Source organism: Streptomyces sp. NPDC048288, assembly GCF_043201555.1.
In the GTDB taxonomy this organism is placed as follows: Bacteria; Actinomycetota; Actinomycetes; order Streptomycetales; family Streptomycetaceae; genus Streptomyces.
The window spans coordinates 947823-968098 of record NZ_JBICZD010000002.1; the positions used below are offsets into that span (position 1 = coordinate 947823).

The window sequence follows — 20276 nt, forward strand, 5'->3', positions numbered from 1 at the left end:
ATGAGGACGCGGTGGCACGGGGGAAAAGCGACGGCGCGGTGGAAAGCCGCGAACGCGCAGAGAGCGGCGAGGCCGCGCCGCACCGGCGCACCCCCAGATGTTCGCCATGTCCGGAACAAACATCGACGTGGTGCCGGTGGTGACGATGCGTGCCGAGTGTGCTGCGCGACCGTGCCGCTCAGCTGCCGATCCGGCTCGCCCCGGGATCACGTCGCGTCAGTCGCGTCAATGGAGCCATCGTGAGCCACTTCTATTTGAGTCACGTGCGCACCGTCGACGAGGAGTGGGTCGCGTCCTTCTTTCACGACCTCTGCCGGGTCGTCGCCAAGCGCACGGGGCGCTCCCCGGAGGTCGTGGGGGTCCGTGGGAAGCCGCAGTCACCGGATGTGTCGGTGGATCTGCTGGGCCGGTCCACCGTCCTGGTCGTGCTGCACTCGCCGCGTTATTTCAGCCAGTCGTACTGCCGGGCCGAGCTGTCCTACTTCCAGCGGCGGCTCAACATGCAGCGGTCCAGGACCGGGTACAGCGCGGACGCGGTCGTCCCCGTCATGTGGGAGCCCGACCCCGCGCACGCACTGGAGGCCGTCCTGCCGTACCCGCCGCTCGGCGTGCGGTCCCAGGCCTACCAGCGTGACGGGCTGCTGCACCTGCTGCGGTTGAAGGCGCGCTACCGGTCGGACTACGAGGAAGTGCTGAGAGCCACCGCCGACCGCATCGTCGTAGCCGCGGAACAACTTCCCGAGGTGCACGGATTCGATGCGAGCGGCAGTCATTCCCCTTTCGGCGCTCCCACGCCCGTCGGTGGTCAGGCGGTCAGTTTCGTGGTGGCGTCCACGGCCGAGGACGAGCTGCCCGAGGAACGGCAATCCAGTCAGTACTACGGAAAGACGGCTCTGGACTGGTCCCCCTACGCTCCGGGAGAGCCCGAGGCCCTGGTTTCGCTGGTGAAGAACACCGCCACCGCGCTGGACTTCATCGCGACCGTGCTGCCGCTGGACGAGGAGACCGTCGACCGGATCGGCCGGGAGGAGAACCCCGAGCAACTGGTCGTGCTCCTGGTGGACGCCTGGGCGGCCATGCGGCGGGAGAAACGCACGCTTCTGGCGGCCGTGGACGACCGCGGCCCCGAGGCCACCACGGCACTCGAACCCCGGTCCCGCGAGGACACCGAGTCGGTCGAACAGACGATCGCTCTGGATGAACTCCTCGACCACACACTGCCCCTGATGCGTCGGCAGCGCAGCGAGTACGACCGCTGGGGGCTGCCGGACGCGGAAAGTTTCACCTCCTCCCTCCGCAAGGTCCTGATCCGCCTCCAGAACGAGGCGCTCAAGTCGGCGGAGGCAGTTCGGCCGCCGGTGACGCCGGCCGAAGGTCTCCACACGTTTCCCCTGCTCGGAAGGTATTCGTCATGACGTTCGACTCGGGAGACGCCGGCGCCCGCGAGCCCGGGACTATCGTCACATTTTATTCCTTCAAGGGTGGAACCGGGCGCACCATGGCCCTGGCGAACGTGGCCTGGATCCTGGCCAGCAACGGAAAACGTGTACTGGCCATGGACTGGGACCTGGAGGCGCCGGGCCTGCACCGCTACTTCGCTCCCTTCCTCGGCGACCCGGAGCTCGACTCCACCCCCGGTCTCATCGACCTGATCCGCGGGTTCGACATGGCCAGGCCGAGGCCGGCGGACGGTGACTACAGCCAGTACGCCCGAGTGGAGCGCTTCGCCTCCACCCTGACGTGGGGTTTCGACAGCGGCGGCTACGTCGATTTCGTCTCCCCGGGGCGGAAGACCCCCGAATACTCCGAGACGATCAACACGTACGACTGGAAGGGCTTCTACGACCGCCGGGGCGGCGCGGCCTTCCTGGGCGCCCTGCGCGAGGACATGCGGCGCAACTACGACTACGCCCTGATCGACAGCCGGACGGGCTGGAGCGACACCTCCGGCATCACCACGATGGTGATGCCGGACGTGCTGGTCGACTGCTTCACGCTGAACACCCAGTCCGTGGACGGCAGCGCCAGCGTGGCCGGGGACGTACGGCGCCAGGTGCCGCACGTCAGGATCCTCCCCGTGCCCATGCGGGTGGAGGACGCCGAGCAGGAGAAGCTGGTGATCAGCCGGGGCCATGCTCGCCAGCGCTTCCAGGAGTTCCTGAAGGACACACCGCGGGCCGCCGATCCCGACGGCTACTGGGGCTCGGTGGAGATCCCCTACAAGCCGTTCTTCGCCTACGAGGAGGTGCTGGCCACCGTCGCGGACACGCCCCGGCAGCCCGCCTCCCTGCTCGGCGCCTACGAACGCCTCACCTCCGTGATCACGGACGGGCAGGTGACGGCCCTGCGGCCGGTCGAGGAGCCGGTGCGCAGGCAACTGCTCGCCCGTTTCCAGCGGGTACCGGTACCCGGCGGCCGCCTGGTGCCCCGGGTCCGCGTCGACTACGCGCTGCGCGACGGCGCCTGGGCGGAATGGATCGCGGCCCAGCTGCAGGCCGCGGGGATCTCCGTGGCGCTGCGCGGAAGCAGCCCGTCAGTGCCGCTGTCCAGCGGTCCGCCGGAGGGAGCCGACGTGGTCGTCGCGCTGCTCTCGCCGGACTTCGCCACCACACCGGTCGCCGACGAGGTACGCGCCCTGGCGGCCGCACCCGAAGGGCCCAGGATCATCGGGCTGCGCACGCGGGAGCACCAGCCGGAGCCGGCGCTGCGCGGACTGCCGGGATTCACGCTGGTGGACCAGTCCGCCGCGCAGGTGCTCAGCAGGTTCTTCGGCCTGCTCGAACTCGAGGCGCGGATCCCCACCGTCAGCGGGGACCTCACCTATCCGGGCCTGGCCCCCCGGATCTTCAACGTCCCGCGCCGCAACAACGCCTTCACCGGCCGCGATGTCCAGCTGGACCGGCTGCGGTCCGAACTGAGTTCGGAATCGCTGCGCACGGACACACCGGTGGGCAGGGTTTTCCTCTACGGCCTTGGAGGGATCGGGAAGACCCAGATCGCGCAGGAGTACGTCCACCGGTACGGTTCCCAGTACGACCTCGTGCACTGGGTTCCGGCCGAACAGCCCAACCGGATCCCTCAGCTCCTCGCGGAACTCGGGCTGGAGCTGGGAATTCCCGGCGACACGGTCGACGAACGCGCCCAGGCAACCGTGACAGCGCTTAAAAATGGCGATTATGGTCGTTGGTTGCTGGTTTTCGACAACGTCATCGAGAGCCAGGACGCGAACGGAGAGACCCAGGCCAGGGACGAGGGAGACACGACAGTGGAACGGTACCTTCCAGCCGAGGGGCCGGGACACGTCATCCTCACCGCCCGGCGTTCGCCCCACGAGGAGAGCCAGAACGCCGTCGAGGTCGACGCCTTCAACCGGTCCGAGAGCATCGCCCTGCTGCGCCGCAGGGTGGACGCACTCTCCGTGCGGGACGCCGACCGGATCGCCGAGACGCTCGGCGACTTCCCGATGGCCATGGAGCTCGCGGCGGCCTGGCTGCGGCAGACGGCCATGCCCCTGGACACCTACCTCGAACAGGTCAACAGCCGGGTCAGCACGGTGCTGAGCGGCACCGGCGGCAGCGGTGACAGCCAGCAGGAGTCCCTCCTGGCGGTCTGGCGGCTGACCGTCGACCGGCTCGGCAACGAGCGGCCCGCGGCGGTCCGGCTCCTCGAACTCTGTGCCTTCCTCTCTCCCGAGCCGATCGCGCACTCCCTTCTCTACAGCGACGCCATGCGCAACCGGCTCGCCGAGGAGACCGGCGACGATTCCGTGCTCGACCCCATGGTGATGGGGTACCTGATCCGTGACCTCGGGCGCTACGCGCTGGCCACGGTGGACCAGCAGAACAGCTCCATCCAGGTCCACCGACTGGTCCAGGCCGCGGTGCGCGAATGGCTGGGCGAGGACCCCGAGCGCATGGAACGGACGCGGCGTCAGGCACAACTCGTGCTGGCGGGAGCGCTGCCCTCGGCCTCCCTCCCGGAGGACAGCGTCACGGTCCAGCAGCGGTTCGCGGAGCTGCTGCCACACCTGGAACTCTCCGAAGCGTTGTCCAACACCGACGCACGGGTGTGCGAGTGGGTCATCCGCCAGGTCCGCAACCAGTGGCGGGTCGGTGACCTCCGGGCCGCCGCCGCGCTGGGGCAGAAGGCACTCATCGGCTGGACGGAGTCCCTCGGCGCGGACCACCACCTCCGGCTGCGGCTGGCCGCCCAGGTTGCCAACCCGCTGCGCTCCCTGGGCCGTTACCAGGAGGCCCACGACGTGGACGCCGACACCCTGCGGCGTCAGCGCGAGCAACTCGGCCTCGACGACGGCTACAGCCTGGTCACGGCCCGCAACTACGGCGCCGATCTGCGCGGTCTGGGCCGCTATCAGGAAGCACACGACGAGGATCAACGGACCTACGACCTCTACCGGAACAGTCCGCATTTCGGCCCCGACAACGAGGAGACCCTCCGGGCCGCGAACAACCTCGGCGTCTCCCTCAACCTCGCGGGCCGCCCCGGCGAAGCCCTGGACCGCGCGACCGAGACCTACCAAAGGTCCCGGCAGTCGCTGGGGATCCAGCACGTACTCACCTGGAACCTCGCGGGAAGCGTCGCACTGGACCGCCGGGAGACGGGCGACTACCAAGGATCCCTCGACCTGCTCATCGAGATCCGCAGGCGGCTCGTCAACATCCAGAAGGACGAGAAGTCCAACGACGTGCTGCGCACGGACGCGTCCCTCGCGGTGACCCAGCGCCGCCTCGGCCACTACGCCGAGGCCGAGGCCCTGACCCGCTCCACCCTGAACGTGTACCGGCAGCGCTACGGCGAGGCGCACCCCGACACCATGTCGTGCACGGCCAACCTCGCCTGTGACCTGCTCGCCCTGTCTCTGCTGGACCCGGTCCGCGGATCGGAGGCCGTGGACCTCGGGAAGCAGAACTTCGAGCGCTACCGTGAGCGCCTCGGTGCCGATCACCCGTTCACCCTGTCGGCCGCGACCAATCTCGTGGCCATCCTCAGAAGCCGCGGAGAGATCGACCGGGCCCTGGAACTGGCCGACGAGACCCTCCCGCTGCTCATCGAGCGGCTGGGCGCCGGTCACCCCGCCACCCTCGCCTGCCGCTCCAACCGGGCTGGTGTGCTGTCCGCGCTGGGACGCTACGACGAGGCGCTCGCCCAGGACGAGCAAGCCTGCGAGGCCTACCGCACCCTCTACCGTGATCACCACCCGCGGGTGCTCTGCGCGGAGTACAACGTCGCCCTGGACCGCAGTCTGTTGGGTGACGACGACACCTTCCCGGGCGTCCACGGGGCCGCGCTGGCCGCCGAGCGCGAGTTCGGGCCGGCCCATCCCCTGGTCCGGGTGATGAGCGACCGGAAGCGGATCGACTTCGACCTGGAGATGCCGCCGATCTGAGCCTGCCGTGCGCGTGACCGCCCCGGCACGGACCCGGGGCGGTCAGTTGCTCAATGTCGATCCGTACCGGCGCACGAACCGTCGTACCGTCCGGTTCATCTCCTCCTCCCGCCAGGCGGGCAGGCCGTCCAGGCGGGTGTGTGCGCCGGTGGCGCCGAGCAGTTCGCCGTCGACCACGAACAGGAAGAGGAGTCCCACCGGGTACGCCGTGTCGAGTGCGCGGACCAGGTCGGCGTCCGGGGGATGCGGGACGATCACGACGACCGGGCCGAAGTCGTGCTCGTGTTCGCGCAGGGTCTCCTCGTCGTGGATGTCGAACTCCTCCAGCAGTTCCTCTCCGATGTGCTGCACCAGATCGCCCAGGACGCCGGTACCCGCGGTGAGGGCGACGACGAAGTGGTCCCAGGGCAGCGGTTGTTCGCTGGCCCGGTGGATGTACCGGCGTGCGGTGTCCGTGTACTGCGCGGGCAGCACCGCGACCCTGGGGGACGCGGTGTCGAGCACCCCGCGTATCCGGTCGGCCTCGGCCGCGGGCACCCGGGCATGGGTCACGCTCAGCTGGATGAGTTCCCGTGAGGCTTCCGGGCCGGACAGGGGCAGCAGTTCGGTGAGGGCGGCGCGCAGCGGGTCGGCCTCGGGCTCGCTGGGCCGTTCGGCCAGGAGTCCCGAGGCGAGCCGGTGGCGCATCAGCGGGAACAGGGCCTCGATCTGCACCCCCAGCGTCGCGCCGGCCCGGCTCAGGCTCTGCGCGTCCACCTCCCGCAGATGGTGGACCACTCGGTGATGCACCTTCGCCCCGGTCAACTCGGCCCGCATCAGGTCGAGTTGCGGTCTGATGTCGCGTCGTACGGACTCGATGTCGTCCTTTCCCGGCCACTCCACCGTCTGCCGTCTGTTCGGGCTGAGCGACCCCAGACCGCTCTTCTCCAGCGCCTCCAGGGTCACTTCCGGCAGCATCAGCAGGATCACCGGGAAACCGTCGTGCCGGTTGCGCAGTTCCGCCATGGCCAGTTCGTTCTGCACGTGCTCGGACTTCAGGGCGTGGGCCGACACGATCAGGAGCATGCCGTGGGCGCTGCCCATGCCGTCGGAGATGGCCTCCATCCAGTCCTCGCCCGGCACCAGGGACTCCCGGTCCACGATGACCGGCTCGCAGCCCTCCTGGTGGAGCAGTTCCTCCATGGCGCGCCGGGCCGGCCAGCAGTTGCAGGTGCAGTCCGGTGGTTCGCTGCGGCTGAGGAAGACATGGGGACCGGGCATGGGACTCCTCGTACGGAACCGTGTACTGGATCGTGGTGCGTCAGCGAGCAGTGGGCGGGGCGAAGGGGTCCGTGGGGCCGTCCGGTGGCGGGTGGGTGGTCGTGCGGATCCGGAACCAGCGGGTGTGGCCCGCGTCGAGTTCCACCGGGATCAGGCCGCCGGGAGCCGGTCGCAGGACCTGGGGCGGCGCGTCTGGCGGGTGGGTCGGGTGGTCGTTGGCGATCTCGATCAGCTCGGTCGGCCCGGTCGGCCCGGTTCCGGTGGTTGCTTCCGGCAGGGGTACCCGGGCGGTGAGCGGGACGTCGGCCGTGCTGGTCAGGCAGAGGACGGCCTGGCCGGCGTGCTCCCGGCGGACGGCGGTCACCCGCGCCGAGCCGGTGGACAGCAGCTCCACTCCGCCGTGGCGCAGGGCCAGTTGTGCGGCGCGTGCCGCGAGCAGGGGGCGTAGCGCCGGGGTTTCCAGCAGCACTGAGGCGGGGACTTCGTGGCAGCCCGGCAGGGCCAGGAGCAGGGCGGCCCGGGGACGGGGGAGCCCGTCCGGGAGGGACCACCAGCTGTCGGCGGCCGGGGGAAGCGGGGCGGCCGGGGGCTCGGGGGGCGCGTTCAGGGTGAGGTGGCCCGGGCCCAGGGGGACGTGGGGGGAGCCGGTCGTGACGACCGCTGTCTGCGGGTAGGCGTCCAGGAGATGGCGCAGACGGGTGAGCAGGGGTGCCGGCCAGCGGTCCGCGTCGCCGAGGCGGAGTCCGTCGAGCGACTCCTCCAGCAGGTCGTAGGCCCGGCCGAGCAGTTCGCCGTGGGCGGAGTCCTCGTCGGGAGGGGCCAGTTCCGCCAGTACCCGCAGCCCCTGTTCGCGCGCCCCTGCCAGCAGCGTGGCGAACCTCTCGGAGTCCGGTGGGAGGGAGGCGGGCAGACAGACGTGCCCGATGCCCCAGCGCCGGACGCCGGCCGGAAGCACGGTGTCGTGTTCCGACAGCACCAACCCGACGCTGTCCCGCGGCCAGTCGGGTCCCGCCCCGTCGGGAGGTGCGGGCACGGGTCCTGGGGTGAGCAGGTGTGTACGGCCGTCCTCCGCGCGGATCTCCACCTCGCCGCCGTGCCCCGACACCAGCAGCAGCCCGCCCGTCGCCGGATGAACCTCCCGCACCCGGAAGGGCATCGGCACCGCCGTGACCGGCCCGCCTTCCGGCCAGGCCAGCCGCAGCAGCCGGTCCCCGCCGTCCGCGGCCACGACCAGCCCGACGTCGGAGAGCAGCGCGAGTGAGGACGCCGGGGCGGGCAGGGTGCCCAGCAGGGTGACCCCATCGACGGCTCCGGCGGAGGCATCGGCCGCCGCCGCGTCCATCCCGTACACCTGTCCGTCCGCGGTGCACCAGACAACCGACCCTGACGCCGATCCCGATCCCGATCCCGATCCCGACGCCGACCCTGACGCCGAAGCCGAACCCGCCCGAGGATCCCCGGACAGCGCGGTGACCCCGCCGCCCGGGCCCTGCTCCCACCGTCCGTGACCGGCCCGCCCTCCGGCCAGGCCGTGCACCGTCACCCCGCCCTCCGCGTCGGCGACGGCCACCAGGCCGGCCCGGACCGAACACCACAGGCGTACCACCGGCGCGGGATGGGACAGCGTGCCGAGGGTGCGGCCGGGGTCGCCGCCGTCGACGAGGAGGACGTCGTTCCCGGTGGCCAGGCACAGCACACCGCGCTCCCGGGTCCGGGACCAGCCCACGGCCGTCGGCTGCACCGACAGCGGGTGCAGTACGGCGTCGGCCGTGCCGTCGACCGCCGAGGTCACCACGTGCAGCCCCTTGGCGCTCACCACCGCCGTGGCCGCCGGCCCCGCGTCGGCGACCGTGAGCAGCCGGGGCTGCTCGGGCAGTTCGGGCAGTTCGACCGTGAGCACGGACTCGCCGTCGTCGATCCGCAGGACGGTGCGGCCGTCCACGGTGGTCGCGGCCGCCGCCCGGTGACCCGCCCGCGCGCACAGCAGCGTGCCGCCCAGCTCCGCCTGCGTGGCCAGGAGCGTGCCGTCCGTGCGGGTCTCGGCGGCCACGCTGAGGCCCAGGGCGGCGTACTCGCCGTCGTACAGGTCCAGTTCGTGCCACTGGGCGCCGGGCAGCGCGCTGCGCAGCCGCAGCTGTACGCGCCCCGCTCCGCTCGCCCCACAGACCAGCGCGCCCCGCTCCGGCGGCCGGCTCAGGACCAGGCCGTGCGCCGAGGCCCGGACGCCGATGTCCACCTCGGTGTGGACCAGCGCCCGCACCGTGCGCACCTCGTCGGCGTCGGCCCGGGTCAGCAGACCGCGCGGCGGCTCCATGCCCAGCCGTTCCGCCGCCATCACCTGGAGCCGCCAGGCCGGCGGCGACTCCCGTACGGCCTCCGGCAGACGGGGCAGGAAACGCAGGATCCAGCGGCTCGCCTCGGCCGCCGTGGGTCCCTCGGCGAGCACCTGGCGGAAGAGCGGGGTCAGCGTCCGTTCGACCTCGGCCTCGGTCGGCGGCGGGCCGATCGTCGCCGACCAGAGCAGCTCCTCGAAGTCGCGGACCAGGGGAGGTGCGCTGCGGTGGGCGGCGAGGGTGAAGTCGCGGACCGAGCCGAGCAGGTCCAGGTCGTGGTCGTACAGCTCCCGCCGCAGCTCCGCGCTGACCTCCGGGTACAGCACCAGCGCGCGGCTGTCGGCCGCCTCCACCAGCGGGGAGAAGTACAGCCTGGCCTCCAGCCCGGTGCTGCTGTCCGGGGCGAAGCGGAGCCGGGCGCTGCGGAGGAAGTACGGCTCCGCCTGCGCGGCCAGGCACAGCGACCGGGCCAGCTGCACCACGGCGGGCCGGTGCCGGCGTTCCTCCGCTATCAGCTGGAACGCGGTGCGCTCGGGTGCCGCCGTCATCGCCGCCGCCCCGCCCGGCGCGGGTCCCGGCGGGTCGCGGTCTGGGCGAGCCGTACGGACACCCGGCGGTCCAGCGGAACCAGCGCGACCGTCTCCCGCACGGCGGCCGGGTACTCCTCGGCGGGATAGGGCGTGAGACAGACGACGGGGGTGCCCGTCTCCCGCAGCCGCCGCAGATACGACAGCCAGCTCGCCGGCGAGGAGTGGTGGCGCCCCGGCGACGGCGGCTGCAGATGCCCGAGGTCGGAGAGCAGCAGCACCGGCTGTCCGTACGGCGGCACCGGGTGGGGTTCCCAGGTGCGCCCCCGGTCGCGGCTGATGCCCTGGGCGATGCGCAGGTCCAGGACGCGCAGCCCGCCCGGCGGCAGGATGCGGGCCGCGAGCCGGGTGATCCACTCCTGGTCGTGCCGGAACGGCCGCATCGACTCACCCCGGTCGATCAGCAGCAGCGCTCCGGCCCGGGTGGTGGTCCGCTGCCGGTAGGGCACCCGCGGCCGGGCGATCGGGCCGCCGGCGAGACTGCGTACGACCAGCTCCACCAGCCGGTGGCGGTCGACCGCGCGTCCCGTCGTGAGCGTCCCGGCCATCGCGAGGAAGACGGCCCGCTCGGTCCGCGGGTTCCACGGCGAGGCGGGCCGGGGCAGGGCCGACGGGCCGGGCAGGTCGAACGCGGCGGTGTGGCCGAGGAGTTCGGCGGTGGCGTTGTTCGTGGGGCGGATGGGGTCGGTCGAATCGCTTTGACCGGCCGAATCGCTTTGACCGGCCGAATGGGTTTGACCGGTTGAATCGGTCGGATCGGTTGGGCCAGCTGGATCCGCCGGATCGGGGGTATCGGCCGGATCGGTTGAATGGGGGTCGTCGGGGTCGTCGGGGGCGTCGGAGCGATCGGGCGGTTCGGGGTCGCGCCACAGCGGCTGTTCCGTCTCCCGGTCCGGTGCCGGGCGGGCGGCGCGGATGAGCAGCAGTGAACCGCCGGTGGCCGACCCGGTGTCCGGACCGGGGACCTGGCCCGGCGGTGTCGCGGGTGCTGTCCCGGGTGGGGTCGGGGGCCGGTCGTACGGCCCCGGGCCGGGCGGTGCGTCGGAGCCCGGGCGGCTCGCGCGTCCCGCCGTATCCGCGCGCCCGCGCCCACCCCCGGTCCCGGTCCCGGTCCCGCCCCGGGACGGCCGCGCCGGGGCCGGGGCGGGGGTACGGCGGGCGGGGCCGTCGGAGGGGAGCGCAAGCCCCAGGGCCGCGGCCAGTGCGGTGAGGCCGGCGGGGTCGGAGACGCCCAGGGCGCGGGCGGTCCGCAGCAGGTCCCCCAGCCGGGCCGGGCTTCGGTTCATGCGTAGGGGAACGGGTCGGAGGAGCCCTTCATCATGGCGAGCCCCGCGACCGCCCGCCACTCCGGCGACGTGACCGTCAGGCCCATCTGGCGGCAGGCCCGCAGGGTGTCCAGGAACTCGGCGGTGCTCGCCGCCGGCCGGGTCGCCGGCGACTCGTTCTCGAACATGTCGGCCAACTCCACGGTGAGCGCCTCGTCGTAGTCGTCCCCCATGTGCAACCGGGCGACGTTCAGCAGGTGTTCGCGGTCCGGCGCATCCAGCCTCAGCAGGATGCAGCGGCGCAGGAAGGCGGCGGACAGTTCCCGTTCCTCGTTGCTGGTGATCACCACCAGGGGTGCGCCGGTGCCCTCGGCCGCGGTCACCGTGCGGCGGTCGGGGCCCACGAAGCGGAGGTTGTTGAGCGGATCGAGCAGGGCGTCCGGCACATCGGGGTCGGCCTTGTCGATCTCGTCGATGAGGACCACCGCGGGCCGGTCGCGCAGCGCGGGCACGCCCTCGTCGTCCACGGCCGGGTCGAGCGCCTTCCACAGGGGGCCGGGCCGGAAGTAGTCCCGTGAACCGGGGTCCTGGAGCGTGCCCTGGGTGGCGTCGTTGAGCTGGCGGAACGCCTCCTCGCGCCAGAGCAGGTCGTGCGGTTCGGTGCGGGCGGTGACCACCTCGGCGTAGTAGCGGAAGCGCATCAGCCGCGCCACGTTCGGCGCGAGCGCCGACTTGCCCGAGCCCGGCGGGCCGAGGACGAGCAGGGGACGGCCGGACGCCAGGGCGACGTTGACGGCGAGGACGGTCCGGTGGTCGAAGAGGTAGACCTGATCGTCGAGGCGGGCCGTGCCGCGGGCCGGCTCAGGGCCGTTCGGCGCAGGCCGGTAAGTCTCCTCGCTCGGGTCGAAAAGCTTGATCAAGCCCACTGCCCCCCGTCGTCGGCCCCTGGCTCCGGCGCACCGCACCCCGTTGCACTCTTCCCCATGACGCCCGCGGCCACTACTAGGTCGACGAATATGGCCGACGGCGCGGTTCTCCCGGAGCGGCGGGAGAAGCCACCGAAGCCTGCGAAACCGTAGGTGTCGTGGCAGCCCGGGAACCCTCAGCCACGAAGCCGGCTCCGTATCCGGACCTCGGGCAACTCCACGACTTCCACCTCCTGCGACACGCCGTCCGTTGCCCCGGCAGCCCCGGCCTCGTTGGTCCCGGCCCCGTTGGCCGCCCGGACCCCCGGACCGCCGCCGCCGGTCGCCAGATCCACCCGGCTCAGCCAGGGGGCCCGGCGCAGACCGGCCGGTACCGGCCGGTCGGGCCAGGGGTCGATGTCGAGGAACATGACCGTCGAGGAATCCAGCGCGGTCAGCTCCCTCAGGTTCGGGCAGCGCAGCACCCGTACCGCCCGCAGCGACCGGCATCCGCTCAGCTCCGGCAGGGCGGTGAGCGAGTGGTCGTCGGCGAGGACCAGCGAGCGCAGTCCGGGCAGGCGTGGCAGGAACTCGGCCAGCCCGTCGACCGGTCCGGTGCAGCGGAGTTCGGCCACGGCGGTGTCGGCGCGGAGCAGGGCGCGCAGCTCCGCGGAGGACCGTACGGCCGCGCGCCGTACGGCAGGACGGGGCGGCGGGCTGCCGGCCGACAGCCGGCGTGGCGTTCCGCCGGGGGTCGCGAGGACGCTGCGCGGGGTGTCGGTGTCGGCCTCGGCGGTCCGCAACTGGGTGAGGAGTTCGCCGAGTTCGGCGGACGGGTGGCGGACGAGGAGTTCGTCGGCATCCGCGCCGGGCGCGTGGGCCAGGTGGTGGGCCGCCAGGAAGGTCCTGACCTCGGGGCTGGGGAAGGCCACGGTGTCGGGTCCGGGCCGGAACACCACGCCCGCGCGGTCCGCGAGCGCGGCCAGCAGCCGTTCGGGCGAGGCGGCGTCGGAGGCACCGGGGTCCCGGAGCGCGCCGAGCGCGGTCCGCAGCGGAATGCGGGAGCTGTCCAGTCCGAGGGCGGCGACGGCCAGCAGGCCGGAGGCCGCCCGCAGGACGCTGTCGGGCACCTGGCCGGTGGAGCCGAGGCCGGGCACGGGAGGGGAGGCGGAGGAGGGCCCGGCGGTGTCCTCCCGCGTCCGCCGCCACCCCGCCGAGACGCCGGCCCGCAGCAGCCGGTGCCGCGGAACGGGCTCCGGGTCCGGCCCGCCGCCCGATCGGCCCGGACCGCCCGCCGCCCGCAGCAATGCCGCGGCGGCCGCCGGGCGGCCGGCGACGCCGAGGAGCAGCGGGTCGGAGTCGAACCGCCGCAGCAGCGCGGTGCGGGCCTGCCGGTCGCCGGAAGCCGTCGCCACCAGGGAGTCGAGCAGGGTGCGCACCCCGTCGGAGGTCAGGGGCCCGAGGCCGGCGACCCGGAAGGTGTCCCCGAGCCGGTCCCAGGGCACTCCGGTGCCGTTCGTGGCGATGACACAGGGCGCCTGGGGATGGGTCCGCAGGAGGTGGAGGAGCCATTCCCAGACGGCGGAGCGGTTGCTGACGGGCACCGCGTCCAGGTCGTCGACGGCCAGGAAGGCCCGTCCGGAGCGCAGCTGGCGGGCGGCCCACCCGGCCGGTTCCTGCGGTGCCGCCAGCGGGGCGAGCATGGGCACCATCCCGTCCAGGCGGGGCAGCGCACCCGACCGCGCCGACAGCACGAACGGTATCCGGCAGCCCCAGGGCGCGCGGCCCGGGCGGGCGCGCCCCGGCGCCGTGTCGTCGAGCGCCCGTCCCGCGAGCCGCGCCAGTTCGGTGCTGTGCCCGGCGCCCGGCGGCCCGACGAGGAGGATGCGCCGGCCCAGTTCGGGCAGCAGCTCGGCGGCCAGCACGTGCTCCGGCGGCGCCGCGCTTCCGTCCGCGCTCCCGTGCGGCCCGCCGTCCGGACTGATGCTCCGGTCGGTCACCGGGCCGGGGACGGAGACGGGGACGGGGATGTTCAGGGTGCGGGGGACCGCCGTCGCGGGCAGGACGGGGGTCACCTCCTTGCGGAACTGCTCGGTGAAGGCCGCGTCCTCGGCGGACAGCGCGTCGGGTGCCTCGCCGGCGAACCGGTCGTCCAACTCGGGCGCGGGGGTGGCGGCTTCGGCCATCGCCCGCATACGGGCCGTGATCGCGTCGAGCACCCGGTCCAGTGCCGCGCGGTACCGGGGAGCCTGCATGGTCATCAGTGCCAGGCCCAGCGAGCGGTACTCGGGCAGCTGGTCCGCGGCGAAGAGGTCGGCCGTCGCGACCGGCCCCGGCAGCCGCCGGTCGACCGGTTCCCAGACCAGGGGCAGGGCCGTCTGCGGAGGGACGCCGGTGCGGGCCTGCCCCAGGCTCCGGCGCAGCGCCAGGATCGCCCAGTCGTGCTGGGCGGGCCCCTCGTTGAAGTACGCCGGACTGCACAGGGCCAGCACGATGTCGGCCGTCTCGATGCCGAACGACCCCTCGCGCCCGTCGTCCGGCCCGTCGCGCCCGCCCGGCGGCAGGGGCGGGGGGACGAGGCGCTGGAAACGCGGCCCGTCCATGGTCTCCAGACGCCGTCTCAGCTCGTCCAGGAATCTCGCGACCCAGGCCTCGTCCCGGCCGTGCGCATAGCTGACGGCATAGCGGTACACGGGCACCATCTCATCCCCCGCTGTGTGGCTTGCGTACCTGCCCGGTCTTCAGTTTCGCACGAGCCGGGTCGGTCCGCTGTGGCCCGATCCGGGCCTTCAACCGCTCGCAGGGCGTGCCTTGTTGTCGTATCGGCGGGGTGCTGTGCCCGACAAGGTGGCGGACGAGGTGGAAGGGGTGTCGTTCCTGGGAAGGAATGAGGCGATCGCGTTCACTGCCACGCCGCAGGGGGCCTGTTCTGCTCAGCCATGTGTGGGTGCGCCATCGCGCCACGTTGTCACCGGAAGCCACGCGATGACCACCGGCATCGCCTCTCCCGGAGCCTCGCCCGCGCCGCTCGGCCCCGACGAACTCGTGGCGCAGCTGGGCGCGTTGGGGATCCGGCCGGGGGAGACCCTGCTGGTGCACGCGTCGCTGGGTGCCATCGGTCCGGTGCACGGGCGGGCGCGGGCCGTCGCCGACTCCCTGCTGGAGGTGCTCGGCCCGGACGGCACCCTCGTCGTCTACACCCAGACGCCCGACAACTCCGACCCCTCCCGCTGGCCCGTCACCCGCGGGTACGCCGTGCCGGCGCGGCAGTGGCCCCGGCTGCGCGCGACCCTGCCCGCCTTCGACCCCGAGCGGACCCCGAGTTTCCGCGTCGGCGTGCTGCCCGAGGAGGTCCGCACCCGCCCCGGGGCGCTGCGCAGCGGTCACCCGCAGAGTTCGTTCGCCGCTCTGGGGCCGGCCGCCGCGCGGATCACCGCCGGGCACGCCCTGGACTGTCATCTGGGCGAGGAGTCCCCGCTCGCCCGCCTGGAGGAACTGGACGCCCGCGTGCTGCTGCTGGGCGTGGGCTACTCCGTCTGCACCGCCTTCCACCTGGCCGAGTACCGGGTGCCGGGGCGGGGCACCCGCCGCTACGGCTGTGCGGTCGCCGACGGTTCGGGAGGGCGCCGCTGGCACCGCTACCGCGATGTGGACTTCGACGCGTCCGGCTTCCCGGCGCTGGGTGAGTCCTACGCGTCGCTGCCGGAGCGTCCGGTGACCCGGGGGCGGGTGGGGGCCGCCGACTGCCTGCTGTTCGGCCTCGCTCCCGCGGTGGCGTACGCGGCGAAGTGGCTGAGCGGACACGGGTCGGGCGGCAGAGCCCGATGAGCCGGTGCCCGACGCGCCCTGTGTGTTCGGCGGCAGCCTCAGCAGGGCTCCGCTGTGTCGTTCCTGTTGAGCTTCTCCAGGTAGTCGTGTGCCAGGGCGGTGGCCCGGGTGAACCAGTCCGTGAGGATGGCGAGCTCGTCGGGGGTGTAGTCGGCGAACAGTTCGGTGAGGCGTGCGTAGTGGCCGGTGTAGACCGCCTCGACCCGGGTGACGGCCTCCGGCACCGCGGCGACGCGGACCCGGCGGCGGTCGGCGGGGTCGGGGCGGCGGGTGACGTAGCGCGCGCGTTCCAGGCGGTTGAGGATGCCCGTCATCGCGCCCGTCGTCACATGGGCGCGGGCGGCGAGGTCGCCTGCGGTGAGCAGGTTCTCGCCCGCCTCCAGGACGAAGGCGAAGCAGGTGAGGTCCGTGACGTTCAGTCCGAGCCGTCGGGCCAGTTCCTGCTGGCCGATCACATGGGCCGCGATGAGGTGGTCCATCGCGGACAGGGCCCTGGCCGGGTCCGCGGCCGGTCGCGGCTTGCCGTGCATGGTCGTTCCCGGTTCCTCGGAGATCCGCAGATTCCCTTAGCGCGTGAGAGATCTACGCGGTAAATTTCTTACCCCGTGAGGGATTCTAGTCGCCCTCGCGTCGGCCTGTGTGTTTCCGCTGCCTAGGAGAGGGAGGCGGGTACGTGAGTCAGCACGACGAAGGCCATACGGTGGCCGGGTGGACCGGCACCGCGATCGCGACCGTCGGAAGCGGTCTGCTGGGACTGGCCGTGTGTACGGTCTCGGTCCCCGCCCTGGTCGCCGGGCTCGCGGTGTGCGCCGTGAGCGTCCTGGTCACCTGGTATCTGCATCTGGCGGGGCGGGGCAAGCCGCCGGGCCCGCGTCCCCGGAGCCAGTGGCCCCTGGGCGCCCGCGACACCGCCGCCCGCGACGGCCACCCCGGCTGCGTCTCCTGCCGCCTCGCCGGACGCGGCCGCCACCCTTCCTCCGCCCTCCGCCCGACACCCGCCACGGGAGCCCCGGAACAACCGGCCACGGCGGAGACCGGCAGCTGATCCGGGGCCGTCAAGGCCCCCGTCCCCTTCACCTGACTCCTCCCCCCGCCCAAGCCTCCAGCCCAAGCCCCCCACCCAAGTCCCCCACCCCCGCCCGTTGTCAGTGCCCGTTGTCAGTGCCCGCCTCTACCCTCGCGAGTGATGGCACACGTGTGGAAATGCTCGGGACTGCGCTGGTCGGACGACGGGCCGGTGCTGGTGTGGAGTGGTGGGCGGCGGAGTTCGCTCGGGTGGGGGAAGCGGGTCGGCTTCGTGGTCGCGGAGGGGGGTGTGCGGGAGTGCGTGGGGGCGCGGGGGCACGCGTGCCCGGCGCGGGCGCCCGTGTCCGGCAGGAGTACCGGAGCCCGGTGCGAGGAGTGCGCCCGGCTGGACCGGGCGCACTCGGTGGCCGCCGACACGATGGCCGACGACCCCCGGCCGTACCACGTGTACCTGGCGTGGTTCGGGCCCGGCATGGTCAAGGTGGGGATCACCGCCGTCGAGCGGGGACCGGCGCGGCTGCGGGAGCAGGGCGCCGTCTGCTTCAGCTGGCTGGGCGCCGGGCCGCTGATGGCCGCGCGGCGGACCGAGGAGCTGCTGCGGGCGGCGCTCGGGGTGCCGGACCGGATTCCGTACGGCCGCAAGCGCCTCGTACGGTCCGCGCTGCCGGCCACCCCGGCCGGGCGGGCGGCCGAGGTCCGCGAACTGCACGCGCTTGCTGTCGCCCTGGGCGGCTGGCCCGAGTCGCTCGTCCCGGAGCCGTGCCAACCGGTGGACCATGTCGGGCTGTTCGGGCTGGACGGGAGCCCCGCCGCCGTCGGCGAGGTGGCCGGGCTGGTCCCGGGCGGTGCGGTGAGCGGTGAGCTGGTCGCGGCGGCCGGACCGGATCTGCATCTCGCCACCCGGCGCGGGGTCGTGGTCCTCGACACGCGTCTGCTGCCCGGGTGGGAGCTGGCCGCCGCGGGGACCGGCGAGGAAGGGCAACTGAGGCTGCCTGTGAGGGAGTTCGAGACTCCGCAGGACGGGCTCTTCTGAGCCGTCGGCGAGGGCCCGCGTCCTCGCCGCGCGGAACCCGCCCCGGGTCGCTACGCTCTCATCAGTGGTTCATCGGCGTTTCATGGACGGCGCGGCGCGCGTCCCGGACGTACATGATCCACACAGCCCGGCGCGAGCGGGGTCACGAGTTCATGCGCACGTGATGGGATTCCCAGGCGTTCCCTGAGAGGCGCCTGTGTGTTTCTTAGGGAAATCACAGATTAGTGAAAGCGTGTTCTCAGAGGACACCGACAAGGTGTCCACCATGACCACGACCTCGCCCCAGGGGCGCACCGAACTGCTGAGGCCGGACGGGAGCCCCGTCCGAGTGCTTGTGGTGGACGACGAGCTGTCGATCACCGAACTCCTGTCCATGGCCCTCCGCTACGAGGGCTGGCAGATCAGGAGTGCGGGCGACGGCCAGGGCGCCATCCAGACCGCCCGGGAGTTCCGGCCCGACGCCGTCGTCCTCGACATGATGCTGCCCGACATGGACGGCCTCACCGTGCTGGGGCGCCTGCGGCGCGAGCTGCCCGAGGTGCCCGTCCTGTTCCTCACCGCCAAGGACGCGGTCGAGGACCGGATCGCCGGCCTCACCGCCGGCGGCGACGACTACGTCACCAAGCCCTTCAGCCTCGAAGAGGTCGTGGCACGGCTGCGCGGGCTGATCCGGCGCTCCGGTGCCGCCGACCGCCGCTCCGACTCCGTCCTCGTCGTCGGTGACCTCACCCTGGACGAGGACAGCCACGAGGTCTCCCGGGCCGGCGAGTCCATCCACCTCACCGCCACCGAGTTCGAGCTGCTGCGCTTCCTGATGCGCAACCCGCGGCGCGTGCTCAGCAAGGCCCAGATACTCGACCGGGTGTGGTCGTACGACTTCGGCGGCCAGGCCAACGTGGTCGAGCTCTACATCTCGTACCTGCGCCGGAAGATCGACGCCGGACGCGAGCCGATGATCCACACCCGGCGCGGTGCCGGTTACCTGATCAAGCCCGCCGCCTCATGAGCGGGCGACGACGGCCGCGTGCGCAGAAACGACTAGCGGGGAAACCGCGCAGCCTGCGGACCCGGCTCGTCGTCGTGTCCGTGACCCTGATCGCCGTGGTCTGCGCGGTGATCGGGACCGTCACGACCCTGGTGCTGCGGGACCACCTGTACGGGCAGCTGAACAGCAACCTGCACGAGGTCGCCGCGCGCGTCGCCGGCGGACCCGCCGGCGGACCCGACGGGAAGGGCAGCCTGCCCGCCAACAAGGTGCCCGGCCTGGACCAGCAGACCCAGCTCGAGGAGTTCGTCAAGCAGGGACCCAACCCGCAGCGGACCCTCGCGGCCCAGGTCGAGAACGGGTCGATCACCAACGCCAAGATCGGCAACAAGGACAACTCCGCCGGCTACACGCAGATGAAGGCCGGCAACCTCAGCGAGGCCCAGATCAAGGTGATCGGCTCCGTCTCCCAGGACCAGAAGCCGCACACCGTCACCATCCCCGGCCTCGGCAGCTACCAGGTGCAGTTCATCAACGGCAACAAGGGTGACTACTACGTAGGCATCCCGACCTCCGACGTGGACGGCACCATCGGCACCCTGGTCCTGGTCGAGATCAGCCTCACCGTCTCCGGCCTGATCGCCGCCACCCTGGCCGGCACCGTCATTGTCGGCGTCGCCACCCGCCCGCTGCGCCGGGTCGCCAGCACCGCGACCCGCGTCTCCGAACTCCCCCTGCACACCGGCGAGGTGAACCTCAGCGAGCGGGTTCCGGAGTCGGAGTGCGACCCGCACACCGAGGTCGGCCAGGTCGGCTCCGCGCTCAACCGCATGCTCAACCATGTGCACGGCGCCCTGCACGCCCGCCAGCAGAGCGAGATGCGGGTACGGCAGTTCGTCGCCGACGCCAGCCACGAGCTGCGCACCCCGCTCGCCTCCATCCGCGGGTACGCCGAGCTCACCCGGCGCGGACGGGAGCAGGTCGGACCGGACACCCGGCACGCGCTGGGCCGTATCGAGTCCGAGGCCGGGCGGATGACCCTCCTCGTGGAGGACCTGCTGCTGCTGGCCCGGCTGGACGCCGGCCGGCCGCTGCAGTTCGAGCACACCGACCTCATCCCGCTGGTCGTCGACACGATCAGCGACACCCGCGCGGCCGGCATGGACCACAACTGGCGGCTCGACCTGCCCGACGAACCGGCCCTGGTCGCCGCCGACGCGGCCCGTATCCAGCAGGTGCTGATCAACCTGCTCGGCAACGCCCGCAAGCACACCCCGCCCGGCACCACCGTCACCGCCCGCATCCAGCGGCGCGGGCCGTGGATGTGCGTGGACGTCGAGGACAACGGACAGGGCATCCCGCAGGACCTGCTGCCGCATGTCTTCGAGCGGTTCGCCCGGGGCGACTCCGCGCGGTCGCGGTCCACCGGGTCCACCGGTCTGGGGCTCGCCATCGTGCAGGCGGTCGCCTCCGCGCACGGCGGAGCGGTCACCGTGGACAGCGTTCCGGGCCGTACCGTGTTCACCCTCTATCTGCCCGCGCTTGCCCCGGCGGCTCCCCAGCCGGACCCCGAAACCAACTGGCAATCGCACTCACAGGCACAGCACAGTGCCACCACATGGGTGCAACAGGGCGCTTGACGAGAGT

General features: G+C 72.7%; 13 protein-coding genes. 7 read left to right on the forward strand and 6 right to left on the reverse strand.

What is annotated here, in order from left to right; translation table 11 throughout:
- Positions 1 to 239: 239 nt before the first annotated feature.
- The gene (fsxC, locus tag ACGFZS_RS10705) at positions 240 to 1415 is read left to right on the forward strand and encodes an FxsC protein (RefSeq protein WP_393794786.1); all 1176 of its coding nucleotides are present in this window, start codon (positions 240 to 242) and stop codon (positions 1413 to 1415) included.
- Entirely contained in the window at positions 1412 to 5407 is a 3996-nt protein-coding gene (gene fxsT, locus ACGFZS_RS10710; protein WP_393794787.1) for an FxSxx-COOH system tetratricopeptide repeat protein, read from the forward strand. The genes fsxC and fxsT overlap by 4 nt, the downstream gene beginning before the upstream one ends.
- 42 nt (positions 5408 to 5449) lie before the next feature.
- Here the strand turns inward: fxsT and ACGFZS_RS10715 are convergent, their stop codons facing one another.
- From ACGFZS_RS10715 to ACGFZS_RS10735, 5 genes are all read right to left on the reverse strand, one after another.
- Positions 5450 to 6667, reverse strand: a complete 1218-nt coding sequence (locus tag ACGFZS_RS10715; RefSeq protein ID WP_393794788.1) for a toll/interleukin-1 receptor domain-containing protein — start codon at positions 6665 to 6667, stop codon at positions 5450 to 5452.
- A gap of 40 nt (positions 6668 to 6707) precedes the next feature.
- A complete protein-coding gene (locus ACGFZS_RS10720; protein WP_393794789.1) occupies positions 6708 to 9548 on the reverse strand; it encodes a hypothetical protein in 2841 nt (946 codons plus the stop codon).
- Positions 9545 to 10873 (reverse strand): hypothetical protein, encoded by a 1329-nt coding sequence (locus tag ACGFZS_RS10725; protein ID WP_393794790.1) that lies wholly within the window; start codon positions 10871 to 10873, stop codon positions 9545 to 9547. The genes ACGFZS_RS10720 and ACGFZS_RS10725 overlap by 4 nt, the downstream gene beginning before the upstream one ends.
- Positions 10870 to 11772 (reverse strand): AAA family ATPase, encoded by a 903-nt coding sequence (locus ACGFZS_RS10730; protein ID WP_393794791.1) that lies wholly within the window; start codon positions 11770 to 11772, stop codon positions 10870 to 10872. The genes ACGFZS_RS10725 and ACGFZS_RS10730 overlap by 4 nt, the downstream gene beginning before the upstream one ends.
- Before the next feature lie 182 nt (positions 11773 to 11954).
- The gene (locus ACGFZS_RS10735) at positions 11955 to 14459 is read right to left on the reverse strand and encodes a large ATP-binding protein (protein WP_393794792.1); all 2505 of its coding nucleotides are present in this window, start codon (positions 14457 to 14459) and stop codon (positions 11955 to 11957) included.
- Between the two features lie 283 nt (positions 14460 to 14742).
- Between ACGFZS_RS10735 and ACGFZS_RS10740 the strand changes: the two genes are divergently transcribed.
- The gene (locus ACGFZS_RS10740; RefSeq protein WP_393794793.1) at positions 14743 to 15585 is read left to right on the forward strand and encodes an aminoglycoside N(3)-acetyltransferase; all 843 of its coding nucleotides are present in this window, start codon (positions 14743 to 14745) and stop codon (positions 15583 to 15585) included.
- Positions 15586 to 15623: 38 nt separating this feature from the next.
- On the opposite strand, the gene ACGFZS_RS10745 is transcribed toward ACGFZS_RS10740, so the two are convergent.
- Complete coding sequence (locus tag ACGFZS_RS10745) at positions 15624 to 16115, reverse strand: MarR family winged helix-turn-helix transcriptional regulator (RefSeq protein ID WP_393657095.1); 492 nt, start codon at positions 16113 to 16115, stop codon at positions 15624 to 15626.
- Between the two features lie 143 nt (positions 16116 to 16258).
- On the opposite strand from ACGFZS_RS10745, the gene ACGFZS_RS10750 reads away from it, so the two are divergent.
- From ACGFZS_RS10750 to ACGFZS_RS10765, 4 genes are all read left to right on the forward strand, one after another.
- Positions 16259 to 16630, forward strand: a complete 372-nt coding sequence (locus ACGFZS_RS10750; protein ID WP_393794794.1) for an HGxxPAAW family protein — start codon at positions 16259 to 16261, stop codon at positions 16628 to 16630.
- 141 nt (positions 16631 to 16771) lie between these two features.
- A complete protein-coding gene (locus ACGFZS_RS10755) occupies positions 16772 to 17644 on the forward strand; it encodes a DUF2797 domain-containing protein (protein WP_393794795.1) in 873 nt (290 codons plus the stop codon).
- 265 nt (positions 17645 to 17909) lie between these two features.
- Complete coding sequence (locus ACGFZS_RS10760; protein WP_355713316.1) at positions 17910 to 18650, forward strand: response regulator transcription factor; 741 nt, start codon at positions 17910 to 17912, stop codon at positions 18648 to 18650.
- Positions 18647 to 20269 carry an ATP-binding protein gene (locus ACGFZS_RS10765; protein WP_393794796.1) on the forward strand — a complete coding sequence of 541 codons (1623 nt, stop codon included), beginning with the start codon at positions 18647 to 18649 and terminating at the stop codon, positions 20267 to 20269. Before ACGFZS_RS10760 ends, ACGFZS_RS10765 begins: the two co-directional genes overlap by 4 nt.
- The last annotated feature ends 7 nt before the right edge of the window (positions 20270 to 20276 follow it).